Source organism: Blastococcus sp. SYSU DS0828 (genome assembly GCF_054050975.1).
In genome coordinates, this window is record NZ_JBJHAK010000002.1 from 113,170 (window position 1) to 132,064 (window position 18,895).

Here is an 18,895-nt window from a genome sequence, read left to right on the forward strand (position 1 = left end):
GCCCGCTGCAACCGGATGTGTCACGCGGGCGACGTACCGATGGCGAGTCTGTGACCCCTACGCGTCCGACGCAACGCCTCGTTGCTGTGTCCTGGCTCACGTCGGTCCGGGGCCCCGGTCGGGACCTGGCGGGGGCCCCGCCCTACCGTGACGGCCGGCACATCGGCGAAGGAGGCAGCGTGCACACGTTCGAGGGACGGACCGCACTGGTCACCGGCGGCAGCCGGGGCATCGGCCTGGGCATCGCCCGGAGCCTGGTCGAGCGCGGGGCGAGAGTGGTGCTCACCGCCCGCAAGTCCGACGCGCTGGCCGAGGCGGTCGAGGCGCTGGGCGGGCCGGAGGTGGCCGTGGCGGTCGCCGGCAACGCCGGGGACCCGGAGCACCGGGCCACCGCGGTGCGCACGGCGATCGAGACGTTCGGCAGCCTGGACGTGCTGGTCGGCAACGTCGGCATCAACCCGGCGTACGGGCCGCTGATGGACCTGGACCTCGACGCCTGCCGGAAGATCCTGGACACGAACGTCGTCGCCTCGCTGGGCCTGGTGCAGGAGGCCTGGCGGGCCTGGATGGCCGAGCACGGCGGCTCCGTGCTGTTCGTCGCCTCCGTGGCGGGGCTGCGCTCCTCGCCGGAGATCGGCGCCTACGGCGTGAGCAAGGCGGCGCTGATCAACCTCACCACCCAGCTGGCCGTGGAGCTCGCACCCAAGGTGCGGGTGAACGCGGTCGCCCCCGCGGTGGTGAAGACCCGCTTCGCCGGAGCCCTGTTCGAGGGCCGGGAGGCGGAGGCCGCGGCGGTCTACCCGATGGCGCGCCTGGGGACGCCCGAGGATGTCGGCGAGGCCGCCGCCTACCTGCTGGGCGACGGCGCCGGCTGGGTCACCGGCCAGACGCTGGTGCTCGACGGGGGTGGGCTGTCCCGCGGTCCGCGGTGAGGCTCAGCGGCCGAGGACCCGGGCCAGGACGTCGTCGCTCTCGCCGTCCTCCCGGTACCGCCGCCGGCGGCGCCCGCCGGAGACCGGGCTGACGGCGTTCTCGGCCAGGATCCGCGCCAGCCGGTCGGAGGTCTCCGCCCGCTCCTCCTCCGGCTGCGCCGTCCATTCCGGCGTCACCGCGGGGTGCGCGGTGGTGGGCGTGAACTCGGCGGGCAGCGGCGGCTCCGCCGGCTCGTCGGTGCGCCGGCGGCGGGGTGCGTCGTCGACCCGGGGCGGGGCGGGCGCGTCCAGCAGGGACCGGGCGGCCAGCCACTCCAGCGGGGACTGCGGCGGGTCGGCCGGCGGCCGCGGGGCCGAGGGCGTGACCACGGGCGACGCGACGGGAACCGGCGGCGGGGGCTCGGCCGGGGCGTGCCGCGACCCGAGGTAGGGGTCGTCCTCGTGCGCCGCGGCGCGCTCGTGTCGGCCGAACCCCGAAGGCACCGGTGCGGCCGGGCGGCCCGGCACCGGCGGGACCGGAGGACGCAGCGGCGGCGGGACCGGCGGCGCGGACGCGGCGGGGCGGACCGGCGGCGTCACGGGGACGGCCGGAGCCGGTGGCGGGGCGGAGGACCACGTGCTGGTGCTCGTGCGCACCTGCTCGAACTGCTGGGTGGGGCGTGGCTCGTCCAGCCGGATGGCCGGCCACCCCCCGGTCAGCTCGCGCGGCGGTGCGTCGTCGCTCCACGCCGCGCCGCCGTCGAGGGTGCGGGCCGGCCCGTCCACCCGGCTGGCCTGGGTGCGCATGACGATCCGCTCGACCAGCATCTCGCTGGACAGCTGTTCGGCGAGCTCGGCGCGCAAGCGGCCCATGTCCTCCCGCAGCGCCCCCAGCTGCCCGAGCTCGGTGCGCAGGCCGGTCAGCGCGGCGACGTCGTCACGGAGCGCGGCCACGCGGGCGACCTCGTCGCGCAGCTCGCCGAGCGCGGCGATCTCCCCCCGCATGCCGGCCACCCGGGCGATCTCGTCGCGGAGGCCGGTCAGGGAGGCGATCTCGCCGCGCAGCGCATCCAGCTCGTCGCGCATCGCGTCCTCGGTCTCGCGACGCAGCTCGTTCTCGAGCTCCAGCTCGTACTCGCGGCGGGCGGCGACCTCCCGCTCCAGCTCCCGCTCGTAGGCGCGCCGCAGGCCGGCCTCGCGGGCCTCGGCGCGCACCCGGTCGGTGCCGCGCCGGCCGGCGGCGAAGGTGGCGAGCACGAACGCCCAGGCCACAGCGACGACCGCCACCCGCAGCAGCTGGGCGTTGTCGGTCAGGAAGACGGCGAGCGTGGCGCCGGCGGCGAGCAGGAAACCGCCGGCCTGCAGCAGCGTCCGAGGACCCGGAGCGGCCGGGCCGCGGTCGACGTCGTCGTCCTCGCGGCGGGGCATGGCTCCAGCGTAACGACGTGCGGCGTTCACGGGGAGCATTCGCCCCCGTGCCCACAGTGGCCACAGGTGCAACAGTGCGGAGGTGACCCTCTCCCTGCTCGACTGGCGCCGCCGGGTGGCCGCGCTGCACGCCGCCGTCCGGGACGACCCCGATCCCGAACGGGGCTGGCAGCGGTGGCGGGACGGCCGCGACGAGCTCTTCGCCGGCCACCCGCAGTCGCCGCTGGACCCGGCCGCCCGGGCGGCCTTCCGCGGTCTGCCGGTCGCCCCGTACGACCCGGGGCTGCGGTTCGAGCCGGTGCTCGAGCCCGCGGGACCCCGGCGCCTGGAGGTACCGACGGCCGCCGACGGCGTGGTGCCGCTGGAGCGGATCGGGGCGGTGGCGCTGCCCGGCGTCGGCCGGCTGGACGTCTGGTGGATCGCCCTCTACGGGGGTGGGGTCTTCCTGCCGCTGCGCGATGGGACCGCCGGCGACACCACCTACGGCGGTGGCCGCTACCTGCTGGACACGGTGAAGGGCGCGGACCTCGGCAGCGACGGCGACCGGCTGGTGGTCGACCTCAACTTCGCCTACCACCCGTCGTGCGCCTACGACCCGCGCTGGTCGTGCCCGCTGGCACCGGAGGGCAACCGGGTGCCGACTGCGGTCGCCGCCGGGGAACAGCTGCCCCCCGGCGGCTGGACGTGACGTGCTGGAACGGCCCCCGTGCAGGGACCCGCCGCGAGCCCGTGACGTGCTGGAACGGCCGCCCTTCAGGGTCCCGCGCCGAGCGTCCGAGGCGTGGGGGGAAGGGCGGTCCTTCTACTGATCGTCAGGGGTCCTGGCTCAGCGTCGACGGTGAGCCAGGACCCCGAGTGGTGAGCCAGGAGCGAGCCCGAGGGGTGGGCCGGGACGGCGGTCAGCCCTGCGCGAGGGCGCCGTCGGAGCTGAACACCAGGCCGAGGGAGATCTCGCCCCGCTGCAGCGCCGCCTTGGTCAGCGGGCCGCCGGTGTCCAGCGCCCGGAACTCGGCGAACTCCAGGCCGTAGGTCTCCTCCAGCCCCGGCTGGCAGAACGGCCGGGTCGGGCACTCGGTCGGCCCGCCGAGGACGAGCGAGCCGTCCCCGCAGGCCTCCGCGAGCTCGGAGAGGGTGCTGACCCCCAGCTCGTCGGCGAAGGCCTGGGTGACGGCGAAGGCGTTCTGGTCGGCGGCCTCCGCCGGCTCCCCGACGACCAGGCCAGCCTCCTCGGCCAGCGGCTGGAGGGCCGCCAGCGTCTCCTGGACGTCGCCACTGGCGACCTGGTTCTGCTCGTCACCCTCGAGCGTCTCGGTGACGGTGGCCAGGTACTCGGGGAAGACCTGGATCTCCCCGTTGCGCAGCGCCTGCAGGTACAGCTCCCGGTTGCCGGCCTCCCGGACGGAGGCGTCGAACCCGGCGGCGCTGAGGACGTCGGCGTAGATGGTGGCGAGGATCGTCGACTCGGTGAAGTTGGCGGCGCCCACGACGATCGGGCCGCTGCCCTGGGCGAGGCCGGCGGTGTCGACGTTCTCCTCGACCCAGGCGGCGGCGACGTCCTCGGCGTTCTGCCGCTCGACGTCGACCGCGGCGTTCATGTCGATGAGGTCTTCGGTGGTGAGCTCCGCCGAGACGGCGTCCAGCGCCGGCAGCAGCGCCGGGTTCGCCTCGGCCGCGGCCACGTTGACCGCCGGGATGATGTTGTCGGCGTTCTGCAGGTCCTGGTCGTCGTCGAGGACGACGAGCTGGTCGCCGGCGACCGGGGCGCAAGCGTCGCCGGAGGCCTGGCCGCCGCCGGTGTCCCCCGCGCCCCCGGTGCCGGAGGACCCCGACTCCCCGCAGGCCGCGGTCAGCGCGACGGCGAGGGCGAGTGGAGCGAGGGAACGGATTCGTGCGCGCATGGTCGGAGGCCCGCCTTCTGTGTCCCGTGCCGGTCGGCACGCGTGTCTGGCGGGAGGACTCCCGCGCCACCATCGAACCGTCCCGTTGTGCACCACGCAATCGGGTATCCGGCGCCCGGGGATCCGTTACCGACGTGTGATCACTGGGGGACGCCGGTCGCGGTCAGCTCGGGCTCTCCCCGCACGGCCCGCCGGCGACCGGTCACGAGGGGCACCCGCTTCGGCCCGGGCCGCGCCGCCCAGGAGAGCACCACCAGCACCAGCTCGGTGAGCAGCGCCAGCGCCGCGATGACGATCGCGCCGGCGATGATCAGCCCGTAGTCCTGCTGGCCGAACCCGAGGTTGACCACCCGGCCCAGGCCACCCCCGCCGACGAGTGCCGCAAGCCCGGCCGTCGCCACCACCTGCACGGCGGCGGTGCGCACCCCGGTCATGACCAGGGGCAGCGCCAGCGGCAGGTCGACCCGGCGCAGCACCTGCCCTCGGGTCATGCCCATGGCGCGGGCGGCCTCGCGGACGTCGCCGTCCACCCCCCGGAAGCCGACGTAGGTGTTGGTGAGGATGGGCGGGAAGGCGAACACGGCCAGGGCGATCGCCGTGGCCCGGTTGCCGAAGCCGATCGGGCTGACCGCGAACAGGGTGAGCAGCGCGAGCGTGGGCACCGCGCGGCTGACGTTCGACAGGACGACCACCGCTCCCCCGCCGCGCCCGCTGGTGCCCAGGGCGATGCCCAGGGGCAGCGCGAGAACCAGGGCGGCGAGGACGGCGATCGCCGAGACCGCGAGGTGCTCGACGAGCAGGTCCAGCAGCCCGCCGGGCCGGGTCCAGTTGTACGGGTCGTTGAGGTAGACGAGGGCGTCGCCGAAGCCGGTCACGACCGCGCCCTCGCCCACGGGGTGAGCAGCCGTTCCGCGCCGGCGAGCAGCAGGTCGGCCAGCAGCGCGAGCAGCACGCAGCCGACCGCGCCGGTGACGATCTCGGCCCGGTAGAAATTGGCGTTGAAGCCGCCGAAGATCAGCTGGCCAAGCCCGCCGTGCCCCACCAGGACACCCACGGTGGTGAGCGCGACGGTGGAGACGGTGGCGATCCGCAGCCCGGCCATGAACGCCGGCAGCGCCAGCGGCAGGTCGATCTGCCAGAACAGCCGGATCCGGCCGTAGCCCATGCCCTGCGCGGCCTCGCGCACCTCCGCCGGCACGCCCTGCAGGCCGGTCAGGAAGTTGCGGACCAGGATCACCAGCGAGTAGACGACCAGCCCGATCAGCACCGTCGTCGCCGTCAGCCCGGTGAACGGGAAGATCAGGGCGAACATCGCCAGCGACGGGATCGTGTAGACGATCGAGGAGAAGCCGAGCACCGGGCCGGCCAGCCACCGGACGCGACGGGCGAGCAGGGCCAGCGGCAGGGCGACGAGCGCCCCGATGACGACGGCGGCGACGGTGAGCCTGACGTGCTCCCCGAGGTACCGCAGAATGGTGTCCCAGTTCGCCACCACGTAGGTTGCGTCGAACCACGGGTTCGGCGCCCCGTCCACGGCCAGCACCGCGCCGGAGGCGGACGTACCCGCACCCGCGCTCAGCACCGGGCGCATCCCAGGAGGGCCACCCCGTGGACGCTACTGCGCACACTCCACCGACCGCGAGCGCGTCCGGTGACGCGGCGGAGATCCGGCTGGAGGGCGTGGGCAAGGTCTACGACGACGGCACCGTGGGCGTGGCCGAGCTCGACCTCACCTTCGCCGCGGGCGAGCTGACCGTGCTGGTCGGCCCGTCCGGCTGCGGGAAGACGACCACGATGAAGATGATCAACCGGATCATCGAGCCCACCACCGGCCGCATCGTGATCGGCGGCGACGACGTCACCCGGGCCGATCCGGTGGAGCTGCGCCGCCGCATCGGCTACGTCATCCAGAACGTCGGCCTCTTCCCGCACCAGACGATCCGCGCCAACGTCGGAACGGTCCCCCGGCTGCTGGGCTGGGACAAGAGGGAGATCCGGGCGCGGGTCGACGAGCTGCTGGCCACCGTGGGCCTCGATCCGGCGGTGCACGGCGACCGCTACCCCGCCCAGCTCTCCGGCGGGCAGCGCCAGCGGGCCGGGGTGGCCCGGGCGCTGGCCGCCGATCCGCCGGTGCTGCTCATGGACGAGCCGTTCTCCGCCGTCGACCCCGTGGTTCGCGAGCGGCTGCAGGCGGAGTTCCTGCGGCTGCAGGCCACGGTGCGCAAGACCATCGTCTTCGTCACCCACGACATCGAGGAGGCCGTGCGGATCGGCGACCGCATCGCGGTCATGAGCGAGGGCGGCCGGGTCGAGCAGTTCGCCACCCCCGCCGACCTGCTGGGCCGGCCGGCGAACGAGTTCGTGGCCGACTTCGTCGGCGCGGACCGGGGCCTCAAGCGGCTCGCCGTCACCGGCATCGACCCCGAGGACCTGGAGCAGCCGCCGGTGCTGCACGTCGACGACGGGCTGGCCGACGCCCGGTCGGCGCTGCAGCGGTCCGGCGCGCGCTGGGCCGTGGTGCTCGACGACGCCGAGCACCTGCACGGCTGGCTGTCGCCGGACCGCGCCACGGGCGGCGGGACCGTCGGATCCGCGGCCCGGCGGATGGAGGCCTGGGTGCCGCGCGAGGCGTCGCTGAAGACGGCGTTCGCCACGATGCTGCAGCACGAGGCGGGGTGGGTGGCGGTGCTCGACGGGGACCAGTTCCTCGGCGTCCTCACGCCGGAGTCGCTGCACTCGGCGCTGCGCCGCTCGGTGGAGGGGCGGGTGCCGGAGACGGCCGGAGCCGCGTCGGCCTAGGGACGCCGGTCCTCCAGCAGCGGGCCGGCCACCCGGTACCGCGCGCTGACGAACGCCCCGTTGACCGCTGACTCGACCAGCTCGAGGTCCAGCCGGCGCGGGAGCAGCGGCCGGCCCGCGCCGAGGGTCACCGGCGCGATCGAGACCACGACCTCGTCCAGCAGCCCGGCCTCGGCGAACTGACCGGCCAAGTCGCCCCCGCCGACCAGCCAGAGGTCCTTCCCGCCCGCCGCCGCGGTCATCGCCTCGTGGACGGCACGGACGTCCCCGGAGGCGAACCGGACCGCGGGCCCTGCCGCTACCAGGTGGCGCGAGGTCATCACCCACGTCGGCAGCGTGTAGGGCCACGGCTTGCCGGCCTCGTGCTCCAGGACCCACTCGTAGGTCGTCGACCCCATGACCAGGGCGCCGATCCCGGCCATGAAGGCGTCCATGCCGAAGGCACCCGCCTCGTCGTGCGGCTGGCGCAGCAGCCAGTCGAGGGAGTCCTGCGGGTCGGCGATCCAGCCGTCGAGGGTGGTGGCGGTGTAGTAGGTCAGCACGGGTCTCCTCCAGGGGTCTCGCCGCGGCGGGCGCGGAGCCAGTCGATGGGGTCGCCGGTGTCGATCCGGCGGCCCGCCGTCCGCAGCAGGTGCCGGACCAGCTGACGCCGGTGGGCCGAGAAGGTGAGCACGTGGGCGACGACGCCGCTCAGGACGAAGCTCTCCGGCGGCTCGCAGAGCGCGTCGATCAGCCGGTCGTCCCAGCCGCCCCGGCGGTCGACGTCGCGGATCACCGCGAGCCACCGGGGAGCCACGGCGTCGTGCCGCTCCAGCAACGTGGCGGGGTCCGCGTCGGCGTGACGGTCGGGCACGTCGCGCCCCTCGATCGACGCCAGCCAGACCTCGACCGTGTAGACCAGGTGCGTCAGCACCGCCTGCATCGACTCCTCCGGGCCGTCCCACGGCAGCACGACCAGGCCGGGCAGCCGCGTCGCGCGGAACTCCTCGTCGGTCAGCCCCTTCGCCGCCTCGAGCAGGTGCCGGGTGTCGTCGAGGTCGTGCGCCACCAGTTGCTCGGTGAGCGGGTTCATCGCGTGCTCCGTGCTCTGCACCCACAGGGACGTGGGCGGGTGGAAGTGGATGCCGTTGGGCGCCGGCAGCCAGTGGCCGGACCCGGCGTCCACCGCGCTGGGCGGCCGGCCGTAGGCGCGGGTGAAGGCCCGGCTGAACCCCTCGACCGACTCGTACCCGGCCGCCCACGCGGCCTCGGTGACGCTGCTGCCCTGCCGCAGCTGCCAGGCGGCGCGCTCGAGCATCACCCGGCGCCGCATCGCCACGGGCGCCTCCCCGGCCTCCCGGGACAGGACCCGGCTGAAGTGGAACGGGGAGGCGTAGGCGTCGCCGGCCATCTCGGCGAGAGTGTGGTTCTCCTCGTCCAGCACGGCGTCGAGGAGTTCGCGGAGGCGGTCGCGTCCCGTCATGCCTGCAGCGTGCCGTCCCGGGAGCCGCCGGCGCTTGACCGTTCTTGCCCGGCGCGGGGCCGGGCGAGCGCTAGGCCGAGACCCCGGGGGCCGGATCGTCGTCGGACGAGCCCGGCGGGACGCGGCACACCGACTCCAGCCACAGCGCCGCGGCGACCAGCGCGAGGGCCGTGACGAGGCCGAGCAGCGCGGTCACCGTGTCGCTGCCGGCGTACTGCAACCGGCCCACCGCGGGGCCGGTGTAGGCGAGGACGCCGAGCCAGACGCCGGTGAAGACGGCGCCCACGTAGGCGCTGGCCTGGGCGAGCACCGCCAGCCGGGCGACGAGCATCGGCTCGACCGGGCGGACGCTCGCGGCGTCGCGCTCCCGGGGGCCGCGGCCGGCCCGTGCCTCGCGCAGCGCGTGCAGGCGGGAGCGCAGCACCCGGGCCCCCAGCGCCTCGGCCAGGGCCAGCACTGCCAGCGGCGCCGGCAGCCACCAGCGCAACGGCGGCAGGTCGCCGTACCAGGCGCGCACCAGCAGCCACGCGGCCACGGTGAGCCCGAGGGCGAGGACGACGAGGTCGCGGCGGCGGACGGGGGTCACGGCGTCCTCAGTGCAGGTGGTCCCAGCGCACGACCGCCGCCACGTCGGCGGGGTCGAGCGCGGCCACCAGGTCGGCAACCCGGCCGCGGCCCGGGAGGACTGCGGTCGGGTCGAGGGTCAGCCAAGGCACCAGCACGAACGCCCGTTCGTGCGCCCGCGGGTGCGGCAGGGTCAGCGCGGGGTCGTCGGAGAGCACGGGGGCGCCGTCGTCACCGGTCACGGTGACCACGTCGACGTCGAGCGTGCGGGCGCCCCAGCGCACCTCGCGGGTGCGGCCGGCCGCCTGCTCCAGCTCCTGCGCCCGCGCGAGCCAGCCCCGGGCATCCCGTTCGCCGCGGACGACGGCAATCGCGTTGAGGTACGGCGGCTGCTCGACCGGCCCCCACGGCGGGGTCTCGTACAGCGTGGAGCGGGCGACGAGCACGCCGTCGTCCTTCAGCGCGGTGAGCGCGGTGCGCAGCGCGCCGGCGCGGTCGCCCAGGTTGGCGCCCAGCGAGAGGACGGCGCGGCTCACCGGCGCTCCCTGCGGATGGTGACCTCGACGTCGTCGAACGGCACCCCCAGCTCGGCCTGCGGCTTGTGCACGGTGATCTCGACGGCGTCGACGAGCTCGTCGGCCAGGCAGACGTCGGCCAGCCGCTGGGCGAGGGTCTCGAGCAGGTTGACCGGCTCCCCCGCGACCACGTGGTGCAACCGCTGGGCCAGGTCGGCGTAGTTCACCGTCCGCGCGAGGTCGTCGGCCGCGGCCGCGGCGGTGGTGTCCAGCTCCAGGACGGCGTCCACCCGGAACATCTGCCCGCGCTCGCGCTCGAAGGCGTAGACGCCGTGGTGGGCGTGGGCGCGGATGCCCCGGACGACGATCCGGTCAGGGGTGCTGGCCACGGCCGGCTCCTCTCGCCGCGCGGACGGCGGCCACGGTGCGGATGGCGTCGACCGAGCCGGCGGCGTCGTGCACCCGTACGCCCCAGGCCCCGGCCTGCGCGGCGAGCACCGTGGTGGCCAGGGTCGCGGCGTCGCGCTCCTCGGCCGGGCGGGGGACGCCGTCGGCGTCGGCGAGCAGCCGGCCCAGGAAGGTCTTGCGCGAGGCGCCGACGAGCACCGGCAGCCCCACGGCCACGAGCCGGTCGAGCCCGGCCAGCAGCGCCCAGTTGTGCTCGGCGCGCTTGGCGAAGCCCAGGCCGGGGTCGAGGACCAGCTGGTCGGGGCGCACCCCGGCGGCGACGACGTCCTCCACCCGGGCGGTGAGCTCGGCGCAGACCTCGGTGACGACGTCGCCGTACTGCGCCGCCGCGTACATCTCCCGGCTGTGCCCGCGCCAGTGCATGAGCACCCAGGGCACGCCCGCCTCGGCCACCAGGTCGGCCATGTTCTTGTCCGCCAGCCCACCGCTGACGTCGTTGACCAGCACCGCGCCGGCGTGCAGCGCCGCCTCGGCCACCTCGGCGCGGGTGGTGTCGACGCTGGTGCGCACGCCCGCGGCGGAGAGCTCCCGGATGACCGGGAGCACGCGGCGGCACTCCTCCTCGGCGTCCACCCGGTCGGCTCCCGGGCGGGTGGACTCCCCGCCGACGTCGACGTAGTCGGCGCCCGCGCCGTGCATGGCCAGTCCGTGCGCGATCGCGGTGGCGGGGTCGGCGAAGCAGCCGCCGTCGGAGAAGGAGTCGGGCGTGACGTTGAGGACGCCCATCACCAGGCAGTGACCCGGACGGGGCAGCGCGGCGGGGCTCATCGACGCGCCCCGCTCACCGGCCGAGCACGAGGGCCATGGCCTCGCTGCGGGTGGCCGCGTTCTCGCGGAAGATGCCGCGGACCGCGGAGGTGACCGTGGAGGAACCGGGCTTGCGGACGCCGCGCATCGCCATGCACAGGTGCTCGGCCTGGACCACGACCAGCACGCCGCGCGGCTTGAGGGCGTCGTCGAGGGCGTCGGCGATCTGCCGGGTCATCCGCTCCTGCACCTGCGGCCGGCGGGCGTAGACCTCGACCAGCCGGGCCAGCTTGGACAGCCCGGTCACCCGGCCGTCCTGCCCCGGGATGTAGGCGACGTGCGCGACCCCGTGGAAGGGCACCAGGTGGTGCTCGCAGGTCGAGTACATCGGGATGTCCTTGACCAGCACCAGCTCGTCGTGGTCCTCGTCGAACGTGGTCGCGAGGATGTCGTACGGGTCCTGCGCCAGCCCGGCGAAGGTCTCCGCGTAGGCCCGCGCGACGCGCGCCGGGGTGTCCTGCAGGCCCGGCCGGTCCGGGTCCTCGCCGATGGCGAGCAGCAGCTCCCGGACCGCCGCCGCGGCCCGCTCCTGGTCCACCCCCGGCGCCGGGGTCAGCAGCTGGTCGGCGGGTTCGGCCGGGATCTCGCTCATCGGTGGTCCCGGCTCATCGCTGGACCGGGGCCCCGACGTCACCGACCGGGCTGGTGGCCCCCGACCCGTTCTGCCCGGCCCGCTCCGCCGGCGTCAGCACCGGCGGCTGGTCGGACGGGGTGCGCTTGCCGAAGCCGTTGTACGGGGCGAGGGCCGGCCGCTTGGCGACCGGAGCGCAGATGCGCGCCATGTCGTCCTTGGAGAGCGTCTCCTTCTCGATCAGCTCGAGCACGAGCTGGTCGAGGACGTGGCGGTACTCGACCAGGATCTCCCACGCCTCGTCGTGCGCGGCCTCGATCAGGGCGCGGATCTCCGCGTCGATGTCGGCGGCGACGGCCTCGGAGTAGTCGGGGCGGGACCCCATGTCCCGGCCGAGGAACGGCTCGGAGTCGCTGCTGCCGTACTTCACCGCGCCCAGCTTGGCGCTCATGCCGTACTGGGTCACCATCGCGCGGGCCATCGAGGTGGCCTTCTCGATGTCGTTGCCGGCCCCGGTGGTCGGCTCGTGGAAGACGAGTTCCTCGGCGGCCCGCCCGCCGAGGGCGTAGGCGAGGGTGTCGATCATCTCCGACCGGGTCTGGGTGTACTTGTCCTCGGTCGGCAGCACGAGGGTGTGCCCCAGCGAGCGGCCGCGGGGCAGGATCGTCACCTTGTGCACCGGGTCCAGGTTGGGCAGCGCGTGCGCCACCAGGGCGTGCCCGCCCTCGTGGTAGGCGGTGACCTTCTTCTCCTTCTCGCTCATCGCCCGCGTCTTGCGCTCGGGGCCGGCGATGACGCGGTCGATCGCCTCCTCGAGGGTCGCGTCGGTGATCATCGAGCCGTTGTTGCGGGCGGTGAGCAACGCGCCCTCGTTGAGCACGTTGGCGAGGTCGGCGCCGGTGAAGCCCGGCGTGCGGCGGGCCACGGTCTCCAGGTCGACGTCGGGCGCGAGCGGCTTGCCCTTGGCGTGCACCTCGAGGATCTTCTTGCGACCCTCGAGATCGGGGCGGTCGACGGCGATCTGCCGGTCGAAGCGACCCGGGCGCAGCAGCGCGGGGTCCAGGACGTCGGGCCGGTTGGTCGCGGCGATCAGGATGACCCCGCCCTTGACGTCGAAGCCGTCCATCTCGACGAGCATCTGGTTGAGCGTCTGCTCGCGCTCGTCGTGCCCGCCGCCCATGCCGGCGCCGCGCTGCCGCCCGACGGCGTCGATCTCGTCGACGAAGATGATCGCCGGGGAGTTCTCCTTGGCCTGGGTGAACAGGTCGCGGACCCGGCTGGCACCGACACCGACGAACATCTCGACGAAGTCCGACCCGGAGATCGAGAAGAACGGCACGCCCGCCTCGCCGGCGACCGCGCGGGCCAGCAGGGTCTTGCCGGTGCCGGGCGGGCCGAAGAGCAGCACGCCCTTGGGGATCTTCGCGCCGACGGCCTGGAACTTCACCGGGTTGGCGAGGAAGTCCTTGATCTCGTGCAGCTCTTCGATCGCCTCGTCGGCGCCGGCGACGTCGGCGAACGTCGTCTTCGGCATGTCCTTGGTGATCTGCTTGGCCTTCGACTTGCCGAAGGCCATGACGCCCCGGCCGCCGCCCTGCATGGAGTTGAACAGCCAGAAGAGCAGCAGGAGCAGGATCAGGAACGGCAGGAAGCTGACCAGCAGGCTGACCAGCAGGCTGTCCTGGGTGACGTTGGTGTCGAACTGCTCGTCCTCCTGGGCGCGCAGGAGGTCGACGATGTCGCCCTCGACCGCCACCGGGTAGGAGGTGGTGACCTCGGTGCTGCCCTCGACCTCGTCGGTCAGCTCCAGGTCGAGCGTCTGCTCCTTGGTGTTGAGCGTCGCCGACTCGACGTTGCCGCTCTCGATCTGCTCGAGGGCCGTCGAGGTGGTGATCTCCTGGCGGTTGCCCTCACCGCTGAACAGCGACGAGACGGTCAGGGCCAGCAGGATGACCAGGACCACCCAGAACCACACGGAGCGGAAGATCTTCTTACGTTCCATACACCGATGCCGGGCGCCGGCGTGCCGGCTCGCCCGTCGACCCTCCTGACCGTCCCGGGGACGCCGCCACGGCCCGGGCACGGACCCCGGCGCTCGGTGCAGCGTCGTCGGGATCGACGGTACACCGGTGCACCTGGGCGATCCCTGCGTGCGAGCTGGGAACGTCCCCCGCCCGGGCGACGTGACCGGCGACGGGCCCGGAGGGTCCTCGCCGGTCACGGCAGACGCGCGGGCCACGGGGCGGGGACGGCAGGCGGTCGCGGCACCGGAGGTGATCCGCCCCGCGAGGGTCGCAGCCGGCGACGGGCCCGGAGGCTCCTCACCGGCCGCGACGGGAGGGCTCAAGCGCAGCCGGGGCACGGCACCCGGCCGCGGTCGTCGTCCGGAGGACGACGACGTGTCAGGCGTAGACCTCGGGCTTGAGCGTGCCGATGTAGGGCAGGTCGCGGTACCGCTCGGCGTAGTCCAGGCCGTAGCCGACGACGAACTCGTTCGGGATGTCGAAGCCGACGTACTTCACCGGCACCTCCACCTTGACCGCGTCGGGCTTGCGGAGCAGCGTGCAGACCTCCAGCGACGCGGGGTTCCGGCCGCCGAGGTTCTTGAGCAGCCAGGAGAGCGTCAGCCCGGAGTCGATGATGTCCTCGAGCACCAGCACGTGCTTGCCGGTGATGTCCCGGTCGAGGTCCTTGAGGATGCGCACGACACCCGAGGAGCTGGTGGCGGACCCGTAGGAGGAAACCGCCATGAACTCCATCTGGGTGGGCAGCTGGAGCGCGCGGGCGAAGTCGCTCATGAACAGCACCGCGCCCTTGAGCACGCCGACGAGCAGGACCTCCCTGCCCGCGTAGTCGGCGGCGACCGCCGCGGCGAGCTCGGCGATCTTGTCGCGGATCTGCGCCTCGCTGAGCAGGACGTGGTCGATGTCCGGGCCGTAGCCGTGGTCGGGACCGAGTGCGCCGGGCGTGCTGGCAGGCTCCGTCACGGAGTGTGCTCCTCGTGGGGTGCGGTTCCGGGGGTGCTGCGCCGAGCCTCCGGCGGCAGCAGCACCAGACTGCCAGACGCCCGGACGACGCCCGCGCCGCCGGGTAGGTCGACCACGCCCTGCCCCCGCCAGCCGGTGACCAGGCTCTCGACCGCGCGCAGGTGGACCGCCTGCAGGTCGGGGACCCCGGCACCGCGCAGCCACCCGCGGAGCACGCGCCGGCGGAGCGCGGCCGGCAGCGCTTCCAGCGGCCGGGCGGGCAGGCCGCCGTCGCCGGACTCCGCGGCCAGCCGGGCGAGCTCGGCGGCCGCCAGGTCGTCGAGCGCGTCGAGGTCCTCCCGGAGCATCCCCGCGGTGCGCGCCAACGCCGGCGCCACACCGCCGCCGAGGACCTCCTCCAGCAGCGGCAGGACCTCGGTGCGCAGCCGCACCCGGGTGTAGGCGGGGTCGGTGTTCCACGGGTCGTCCCACACGGGCAGCCCCTGGTCCGCGCAAGCCCGCCGGGTGGTCTCGCGGCGGACGCCGAGCAGCGGCCGCCACCAGGAGACGCCGTCGGAGACCCGCAAGGGCACCATGCCCGCGACCGACCGGGGCCCGGAGCCGCGGCCCAGGCCGAGCAGGACCGTCTCCGCCTGGTCGTCCAGCGTGTGCCCGAGGGCGACCCGGGCGCCGCGCTCCCGCGCCGCGGCGGCCAGCGCGGCGTAGCGGGCGGTGCGGGCCGCCGCCTCGGGGCCACCGGGGCCGGCCACCCGCACGGGCAGCACCAGCACCGGGTCCAGGCCCAGCTGCCGCAGCAGCGCGGCCGTGCTCTCCGCACGCGCGCCCGAACCGGGCTGCAGGCCGTGGTCGACGGTGACCGCGCCGACGCGCACGCCGGCGGACCGCGCCTCGAAGGCGAGTGCGGCGGCCAGGGCCAGCGAGTCCGCTCCCCCGCTGCAGGCGGCGAGCACCGGGCCCGCGCCGGACCGCAGCCCGGCGCGGACCGCGAGCCGCACCGCGGCGACCGCGCGAGGTGGCCCGGCCACCGGCCTCAGGCGGGGAGCGCCGGGCGGCCGAGCACCCGCTCCACCCACCGCTCGGGCGCGGTGAGCTCGTCGACCAGCGGCAGGTTCGCCGGCCCCTCCCAGACCCGGTTGAAGCCCTCCATGCCGGCGAGCTCGACCACCCCGCCGACGAAGTGCCGGCCGTCGGCGTACTGCTTCATCTTCTGCTCCAGCCCCAGCAGCCGGCGCATCACGCGGTCGAGCGGTCCGCGACCCTTGCGGCGCTGCGCGAACCGCTTGCGCAGGGTGCGCACCGACGGGACCACGTCGGGCCCGACACCGTCCATGACGTACTCGGCGTGGCCCTCGACGAGGCTCATCACCGCGGTCACCCGGTCCAGCACGGCCCGCTGCCGCGGGTCGCGCACCAGCGCCAGCAGCCCCTCGGAGCCGCCGTCCCCGCCCCGCACCGCGTCGGCGAGGCCGCGCAGCAGGTCCTGCAGGCGCTCGCGCAGCACGTCCGGGGCCAGGTCGGTGGCGGCGACGAACTCCGCGATCTGCGACTCGAGGTAGCCGGTCAGCCAGGGGACGCCGGTGAACTGCAGCTGGTGGGTGACCTCGTGCAGGCAGACCCAGAGCCGGAAGTCCGACGGGTCGACGCCCAGCTTCCGCTCGGTCGCCACGATGTTCGGCGCCACCAGCAGCAGCCGGCCACCGGTGCCGAAGACCTCGTACTGGCCGAGCACCCGCGAGGACAGGAAGGCCAGCAGCCCACCGGCCTGCAGCCCGGTGGCGCGGGAGCCGATGGCCGTGGCGAGGGCGCCGGGACGGCTCTCCTGGCGCTCGGTCAGCTTGTGCACCAGCGGGTCGAGCAGGGCCGCCATGCCGCGGGCGTTGGCGTCCGCCCAACCCGGACGGTCGACGACGACGACCTCCGGGACCGCGCCCCCGGGGGCGGGCCGCAACCCGGTGAGGGCCTCGACGTGTGCGACGGCGGTGGCCGCGGCCCGGTGCAGCTCGGCGACGACGGCGGCGGCCTCCTCCCGGGTCGTGCTCGGGCCGCTGCTCACCAGCCGGCGGGCCGTGCGTCCGGCGAGATCCCAGTCGACCATCGAGGAGGCGCTGCTCATCGCCTCACCGTACGCGTGGAGCACCCCCCGGCCCGGCGGGCCGCGGCGTCACCGGCAGCCGCAGGCGGCCAGCGTGGCGGCGACCTCGTCGAGCGCGGCCTCCGCAGCCACCTCGCTGCCCGTCGCCTCGTCCGCCACCACGGCGAAGGCCAGCAGCCGTCCGTCCGCGGTCACGATGGTGCCGGCGAGGGCGTTGACACCCAGCAGCGTGCCGGTCTTCGCGCGGACGGTCCCCGGCGCGGTCGCCGGGTCGTCGTCGCCGCGGTCGGCGAGGGTGCCGTCGTACCCGGCCACCGGGAGCCCGGCGAGCAGGCCCGCGGCGTTCCCGAGGCTGCCGTCGGCAGCCCCGCGCACCAGGGCGGTGAGCAGCTCGGCGGTCACCACGTCCTCCCGGGAGAGGCCGCTGGCGTCGGCGAGGGCGACGCCGGTGACGTCCAGGCCGGCCTCGTCCAGCGTGTCGACGATGGCCCGGGCCGCGCCCTCGAACGTCGCCGGCTCCCCCCGTGACAGCGCCACGTGCCGGGCAAGGGACTCGGCGAGCACGTTGTCGGACATGGACAGCGCCTGCTCGACCAGCCGGGCGACCGGTGCGGACTCCACGGTGCCGAGCGTCCGCGCCCCGGCGGGGGCCTGCCCGAGGACCACGGCGGCGCCGGGCGCGCCGAGCGCGTCGGCGAGGGCGGAGCCGGCGTCCAGGCCGGGCTGCCCGCTCCGGGCGGTCGCCCCGGGGCTGACCCGGGCGCCGTCGACGGCGGTGGCGGTGATCGGCGCGGCGTAGCTGGAGGGGGCGTCCCCCGCACCCCAGCCGCTGGCCGTGAGCGGGCCGCTGAACAGCGAGCTGTCGACCACGACGCGGGTCACGGCGGTGCCGGCGGGGAGCGCGGCGACCACCTGGGTGGCGAGGTCGGCCACGGTCGGGGCGCCGGGATAGGTCAGCGACGGCTCGGTGCGCGACAGCGTCGGGTCCCCGCCGCCCACGAGCACCACCTCGCCGGGGGTGGCGCCGCTGACGACCCGGGTCTCGAACGTGTCGGCCGGGTCGAGGGTGGTGAGCACGGCGGCAGCGGTGAGCAGCTTGGCGGTGGAGGCCGGGGTCAGGGGCGCGCCGGCGTCCTGGTCGTAGAGCACCTGACCGGTGGCGACGTCGATGACCTGCGCCGTCGTCCCGGGCCCCAGCGGCGGGCCGGTGACCAGCGGGGTCAGCGTGGCCGCGAGGACGTCGGGGTCCGGGAGGGGCGCGTCGGCCGCCAGCCCGGCCAGGACGGGCTCGGCCTCGCCCAGGCTGGGCAGCTCCGCGTCGGGGACGGCGACAGCGCCGTCCCGGCCCGTGTCGCCGCCGAGCGCGACGCCGAGCCCGACACCCCCGGCGGCGAGCAGCAGCACGAGGACCACGACGCCGATCGTCATGCGCCGTCGGAAGCGGCCGTAGTTGGCCGTGACGATCGTCGAGCCGCTCGACGAGATGGTGCCCACCCCCCACAGGGGGGCCTGCGCCGACCGGATCGTCCCCCGTGGGCCACACTACGTCCGTGCAGTTCGACGTGACGGTAGAAATCCCGAAGGGCCAGCGGAACAAGTACGAGCTGGACCATGAGACCGGACGCATCCGCTTGGACCGGATGCTGTTCACCTCCACCCGCTACCCGGCGGACTACGGCTACATCGAGAACACCCTGGGGCAGGACGGCGACCCGCTGGACGCCCTGGTGATCCTCGAGGAGCCGACGTTCCCCGGGTGCCTGGTCACCTGCCGGGCCATCGGCATGTTCCGCATGACCGACGAGGCCGGAGGGGACGACAAGGTCCTCTGCGTCCCGGCGACGGACCCGCGGGTGGCGCACCTCAAGGAGATCGAGGACGTGTCGGAGTTCGACCGCCTCGAGATCCAGCACTTCTTCGAGACCTACAAGGACCTCGAGCCGGGCAAGTCGGTCGAGGGCGCCGAGTGGGTCGGCCGCGACGCGGCCGAGGCCGAGATCCTGGCCTCGATCGAGCGCGCCAAGAACAACTCCACGCACCACTGACCTCCCGCCCGGCCTTCCGGACCGGGCGTCGGGTGCACCGATGGCGGCACGTCCCCCTGGGGACGTGCCGCCATCAGCCGTACCCGGGTGCAGGGCCGTCGGGCTCGTCGTCCGGATGCGGGCCCCGGACGGGCCGGCCGCCGCCATGTGCGTCCGGCTGCACGGCGGGCCAGGGAACGACGACGGGCCCGTCCTCGCGGACGGGCCCGTGTGTGCGCGAGCCGCCTGTCGGAATCGAACCGACGACCTTCTCATTACGAGTGAGATGCTCTACCGACTGAGCTAAGGCGGCGGACTGCCCGCACAGCCTACGACACGGCCGCGCCGGGCTCGCGCACGGGCCGAGGT

20 protein-coding genes and 1 tRNA gene are annotated in these 18,895 nt (G+C 74.9%); 4 read left to right on the forward strand and 17 right to left on the reverse strand.

Annotation, left to right across the window (positions count from 1 at the left end):
• Positions 1-179 precede the first annotated feature (179 nt).
• Positions 180-932, forward strand: a complete 753-nt coding sequence (locus tag ACI79Q_RS02180; RefSeq protein WP_456599066.1) for an SDR family oxidoreductase — start codon at positions 180-182, stop codon at positions 930-932.
• Between the two features lie 3 nt (positions 933-935).
• Here ACI79Q_RS02180 and ACI79Q_RS02185 read toward each other — a convergent pair whose 3' ends face one another.
• Entirely contained in the window at positions 936-2,339 is a 1,404-nt protein-coding gene (locus tag ACI79Q_RS02185; protein WP_456614065.1) for a DUF6779 domain-containing protein, read from the reverse strand.
• A gap of 82 nt (positions 2,340-2,421) precedes the next feature.
• Between ACI79Q_RS02185 and ACI79Q_RS02190 the strand changes: the two genes are divergently transcribed.
• Complete coding sequence (locus ACI79Q_RS02190) at positions 2,422-3,027, forward strand: DUF1684 domain-containing protein (RefSeq protein ID WP_456614066.1); 606 nt, start codon at positions 2,422-2,424, stop codon at positions 3,025-3,027.
• 211 nt (positions 3,028-3,238) lie between these two features.
• Here the strand turns inward: ACI79Q_RS02190 and ACI79Q_RS02195 are convergent, their stop codons facing one another.
• The 3 genes from ACI79Q_RS02195 to ACI79Q_RS02205 all read right to left on the reverse strand — a co-directional run bounded on the left by ACI79Q_RS02195 (position 3,239) and on the right by ACI79Q_RS02205 (position 5,828).
• On the reverse strand, positions 3,239-4,237 hold the full coding sequence (locus tag ACI79Q_RS02195; protein WP_456614067.1) for a glycine betaine ABC transporter substrate-binding protein: 999 nt from the start codon (positions 4,235-4,237) through the stop codon (positions 3,239-3,241).
• A 140-nt stretch (positions 4,238-4,377) separates the two neighbouring features.
• Positions 4,378-5,112, reverse strand: coding sequence for an ABC transporter permease (locus tag ACI79Q_RS02200; RefSeq protein ID WP_456588136.1), 735 nt, complete (start codon positions 5,110-5,112; stop codon positions 4,378-4,380).
• Positions 5,109-5,828, reverse strand: coding sequence for an ABC transporter permease (locus ACI79Q_RS02205; protein ID WP_456595840.1), 720 nt, complete (start codon positions 5,826-5,828; stop codon positions 5,109-5,111). The genes ACI79Q_RS02200 and ACI79Q_RS02205 overlap by 4 nt, the downstream gene beginning before the upstream one ends.
• A gap of 17 nt (positions 5,829-5,845) precedes the next feature.
• Between ACI79Q_RS02205 and ACI79Q_RS02210 the strand changes: the two genes are divergently transcribed.
• Positions 5,846-7,036 (forward strand): ABC transporter ATP-binding protein, encoded by a 1,191-nt coding sequence (locus ACI79Q_RS02210; RefSeq protein WP_456588138.1) that lies wholly within the window; start codon positions 5,846-5,848, stop codon positions 7,034-7,036.
• Here ACI79Q_RS02210 and ACI79Q_RS02215 read toward each other — a convergent pair.
• The 12 genes from ACI79Q_RS02215 to dacB all read right to left on the reverse strand — a co-directional run bounded on the left by ACI79Q_RS02215 (position 7,033) and on the right by dacB (position 17,996).
• Complete coding sequence (locus ACI79Q_RS02215; protein WP_456588139.1) at positions 7,033-7,578, reverse strand: dihydrofolate reductase family protein; 546 nt, start codon at positions 7,576-7,578, stop codon at positions 7,033-7,035. The two genes, ACI79Q_RS02210 and ACI79Q_RS02215, sit on opposite strands and share 4 nt — an antisense overlap.
• Entirely contained in the window at positions 7,572-8,498 is a 927-nt protein-coding gene (locus tag ACI79Q_RS02220; RefSeq protein WP_456614068.1) for a helix-turn-helix domain-containing protein, read from the reverse strand. Before ACI79Q_RS02220 ends, ACI79Q_RS02215 begins: the two co-directional genes overlap by 7 nt.
• A 70-nt stretch (positions 8,499-8,568) precedes the next feature.
• Positions 8,569-9,084: a DUF3180 domain-containing protein gene (locus tag ACI79Q_RS02225; protein WP_456614069.1), complete on the reverse strand. Its 516-nt coding sequence runs from the start codon at positions 9,082-9,084 to the stop codon at positions 8,569-8,571.
• A gap of 7 nt (positions 9,085-9,091) precedes the next feature.
• Positions 9,092-9,598, reverse strand: coding sequence for a 2-amino-4-hydroxy-6-hydroxymethyldihydropteridine diphosphokinase (gene folK / locus ACI79Q_RS02230; RefSeq protein WP_456588142.1), 507 nt, complete (start codon positions 9,596-9,598; stop codon positions 9,092-9,094).
• Positions 9,595-9,966: a dihydroneopterin aldolase gene (gene folB / locus ACI79Q_RS02235; RefSeq protein WP_456588143.1), complete on the reverse strand. Its 372-nt coding sequence runs from the start codon at positions 9,964-9,966 to the stop codon at positions 9,595-9,597. The genes folK and folB overlap by 4 nt, the downstream gene beginning before the upstream one ends.
• Complete coding sequence (folP, locus tag ACI79Q_RS02240; protein ID WP_456595835.1) at positions 9,950-10,813, reverse strand: dihydropteroate synthase; 864 nt, start codon at positions 10,811-10,813, stop codon at positions 9,950-9,952. The genes folB and folP overlap by 17 nt, the downstream gene beginning before the upstream one ends.
• 13 nt (positions 10,814-10,826) lie before the next feature.
• On the reverse strand, positions 10,827-11,444 hold the full coding sequence (folE, locus tag ACI79Q_RS02245; RefSeq protein ID WP_456588145.1) for a GTP cyclohydrolase I FolE: 618 nt from the start codon (positions 11,442-11,444) through the stop codon (positions 10,827-10,829).
• A gap of 13 nt (positions 11,445-11,457) precedes the next feature.
• Positions 11,458-13,425 (reverse strand): ATP-dependent zinc metalloprotease FtsH, encoded by a 1,968-nt coding sequence (gene ftsH, locus ACI79Q_RS02250; RefSeq protein WP_456595834.1) that lies wholly within the window; start codon positions 13,423-13,425, stop codon positions 11,458-11,460.
• 400 nt (positions 13,426-13,825) lie between these two features.
• Positions 13,826-14,410 carry a hypoxanthine phosphoribosyltransferase gene (gene hpt, locus ACI79Q_RS02255; RefSeq protein WP_456588147.1) on the reverse strand — a complete coding sequence of 195 codons (585 nt, stop codon included), beginning with the start codon at positions 14,408-14,410 and terminating at the stop codon, positions 13,826-13,828.
• Positions 14,407-15,435 carry a tRNA lysidine(34) synthetase TilS gene (gene tilS, locus ACI79Q_RS02260; RefSeq protein ID WP_456614070.1) on the reverse strand — a complete coding sequence of 343 codons (1,029 nt, stop codon included), beginning with the start codon at positions 15,433-15,435 and terminating at the stop codon, positions 14,407-14,409. The genes hpt and tilS overlap by 4 nt, the downstream gene beginning before the upstream one ends.
• Before the next feature lie 5 nt (positions 15,436-15,440).
• Positions 15,441-16,523 (reverse strand): zinc-dependent metalloprotease, encoded by a 1,083-nt coding sequence (locus tag ACI79Q_RS02265; RefSeq protein ID WP_456599057.1) that lies wholly within the window; start codon positions 16,521-16,523, stop codon positions 15,441-15,443.
• 48 nt (positions 16,524-16,571) lie between these two features.
• Positions 16,572-17,996 (reverse strand): D-alanyl-D-alanine carboxypeptidase/D-alanyl-D-alanine endopeptidase, encoded by a 1,425-nt coding sequence (gene dacB, locus ACI79Q_RS02270; protein ID WP_456614071.1) that lies wholly within the window; start codon positions 17,994-17,996, stop codon positions 16,572-16,574.
• A 56-nt stretch (positions 17,997-18,052) separates the two neighbouring features.
• Between dacB and ACI79Q_RS02275 the strand changes: the two genes are divergently transcribed.
• Positions 18,053-18,547, forward strand: a complete 495-nt coding sequence (locus ACI79Q_RS02275) for an inorganic diphosphatase (RefSeq protein ID WP_456588151.1) — start codon at positions 18,053-18,055, stop codon at positions 18,545-18,547.
• A 219-nt stretch (positions 18,548-18,766) separates the two neighbouring features.
• On the opposite strand, the gene ACI79Q_RS02280 is transcribed toward ACI79Q_RS02275, so the two are convergent.
• Positions 18,767-18,839, reverse strand: a tRNA-Thr gene (locus ACI79Q_RS02280).
• Positions 18,840-18,895 lie beyond the last annotated feature (56 nt).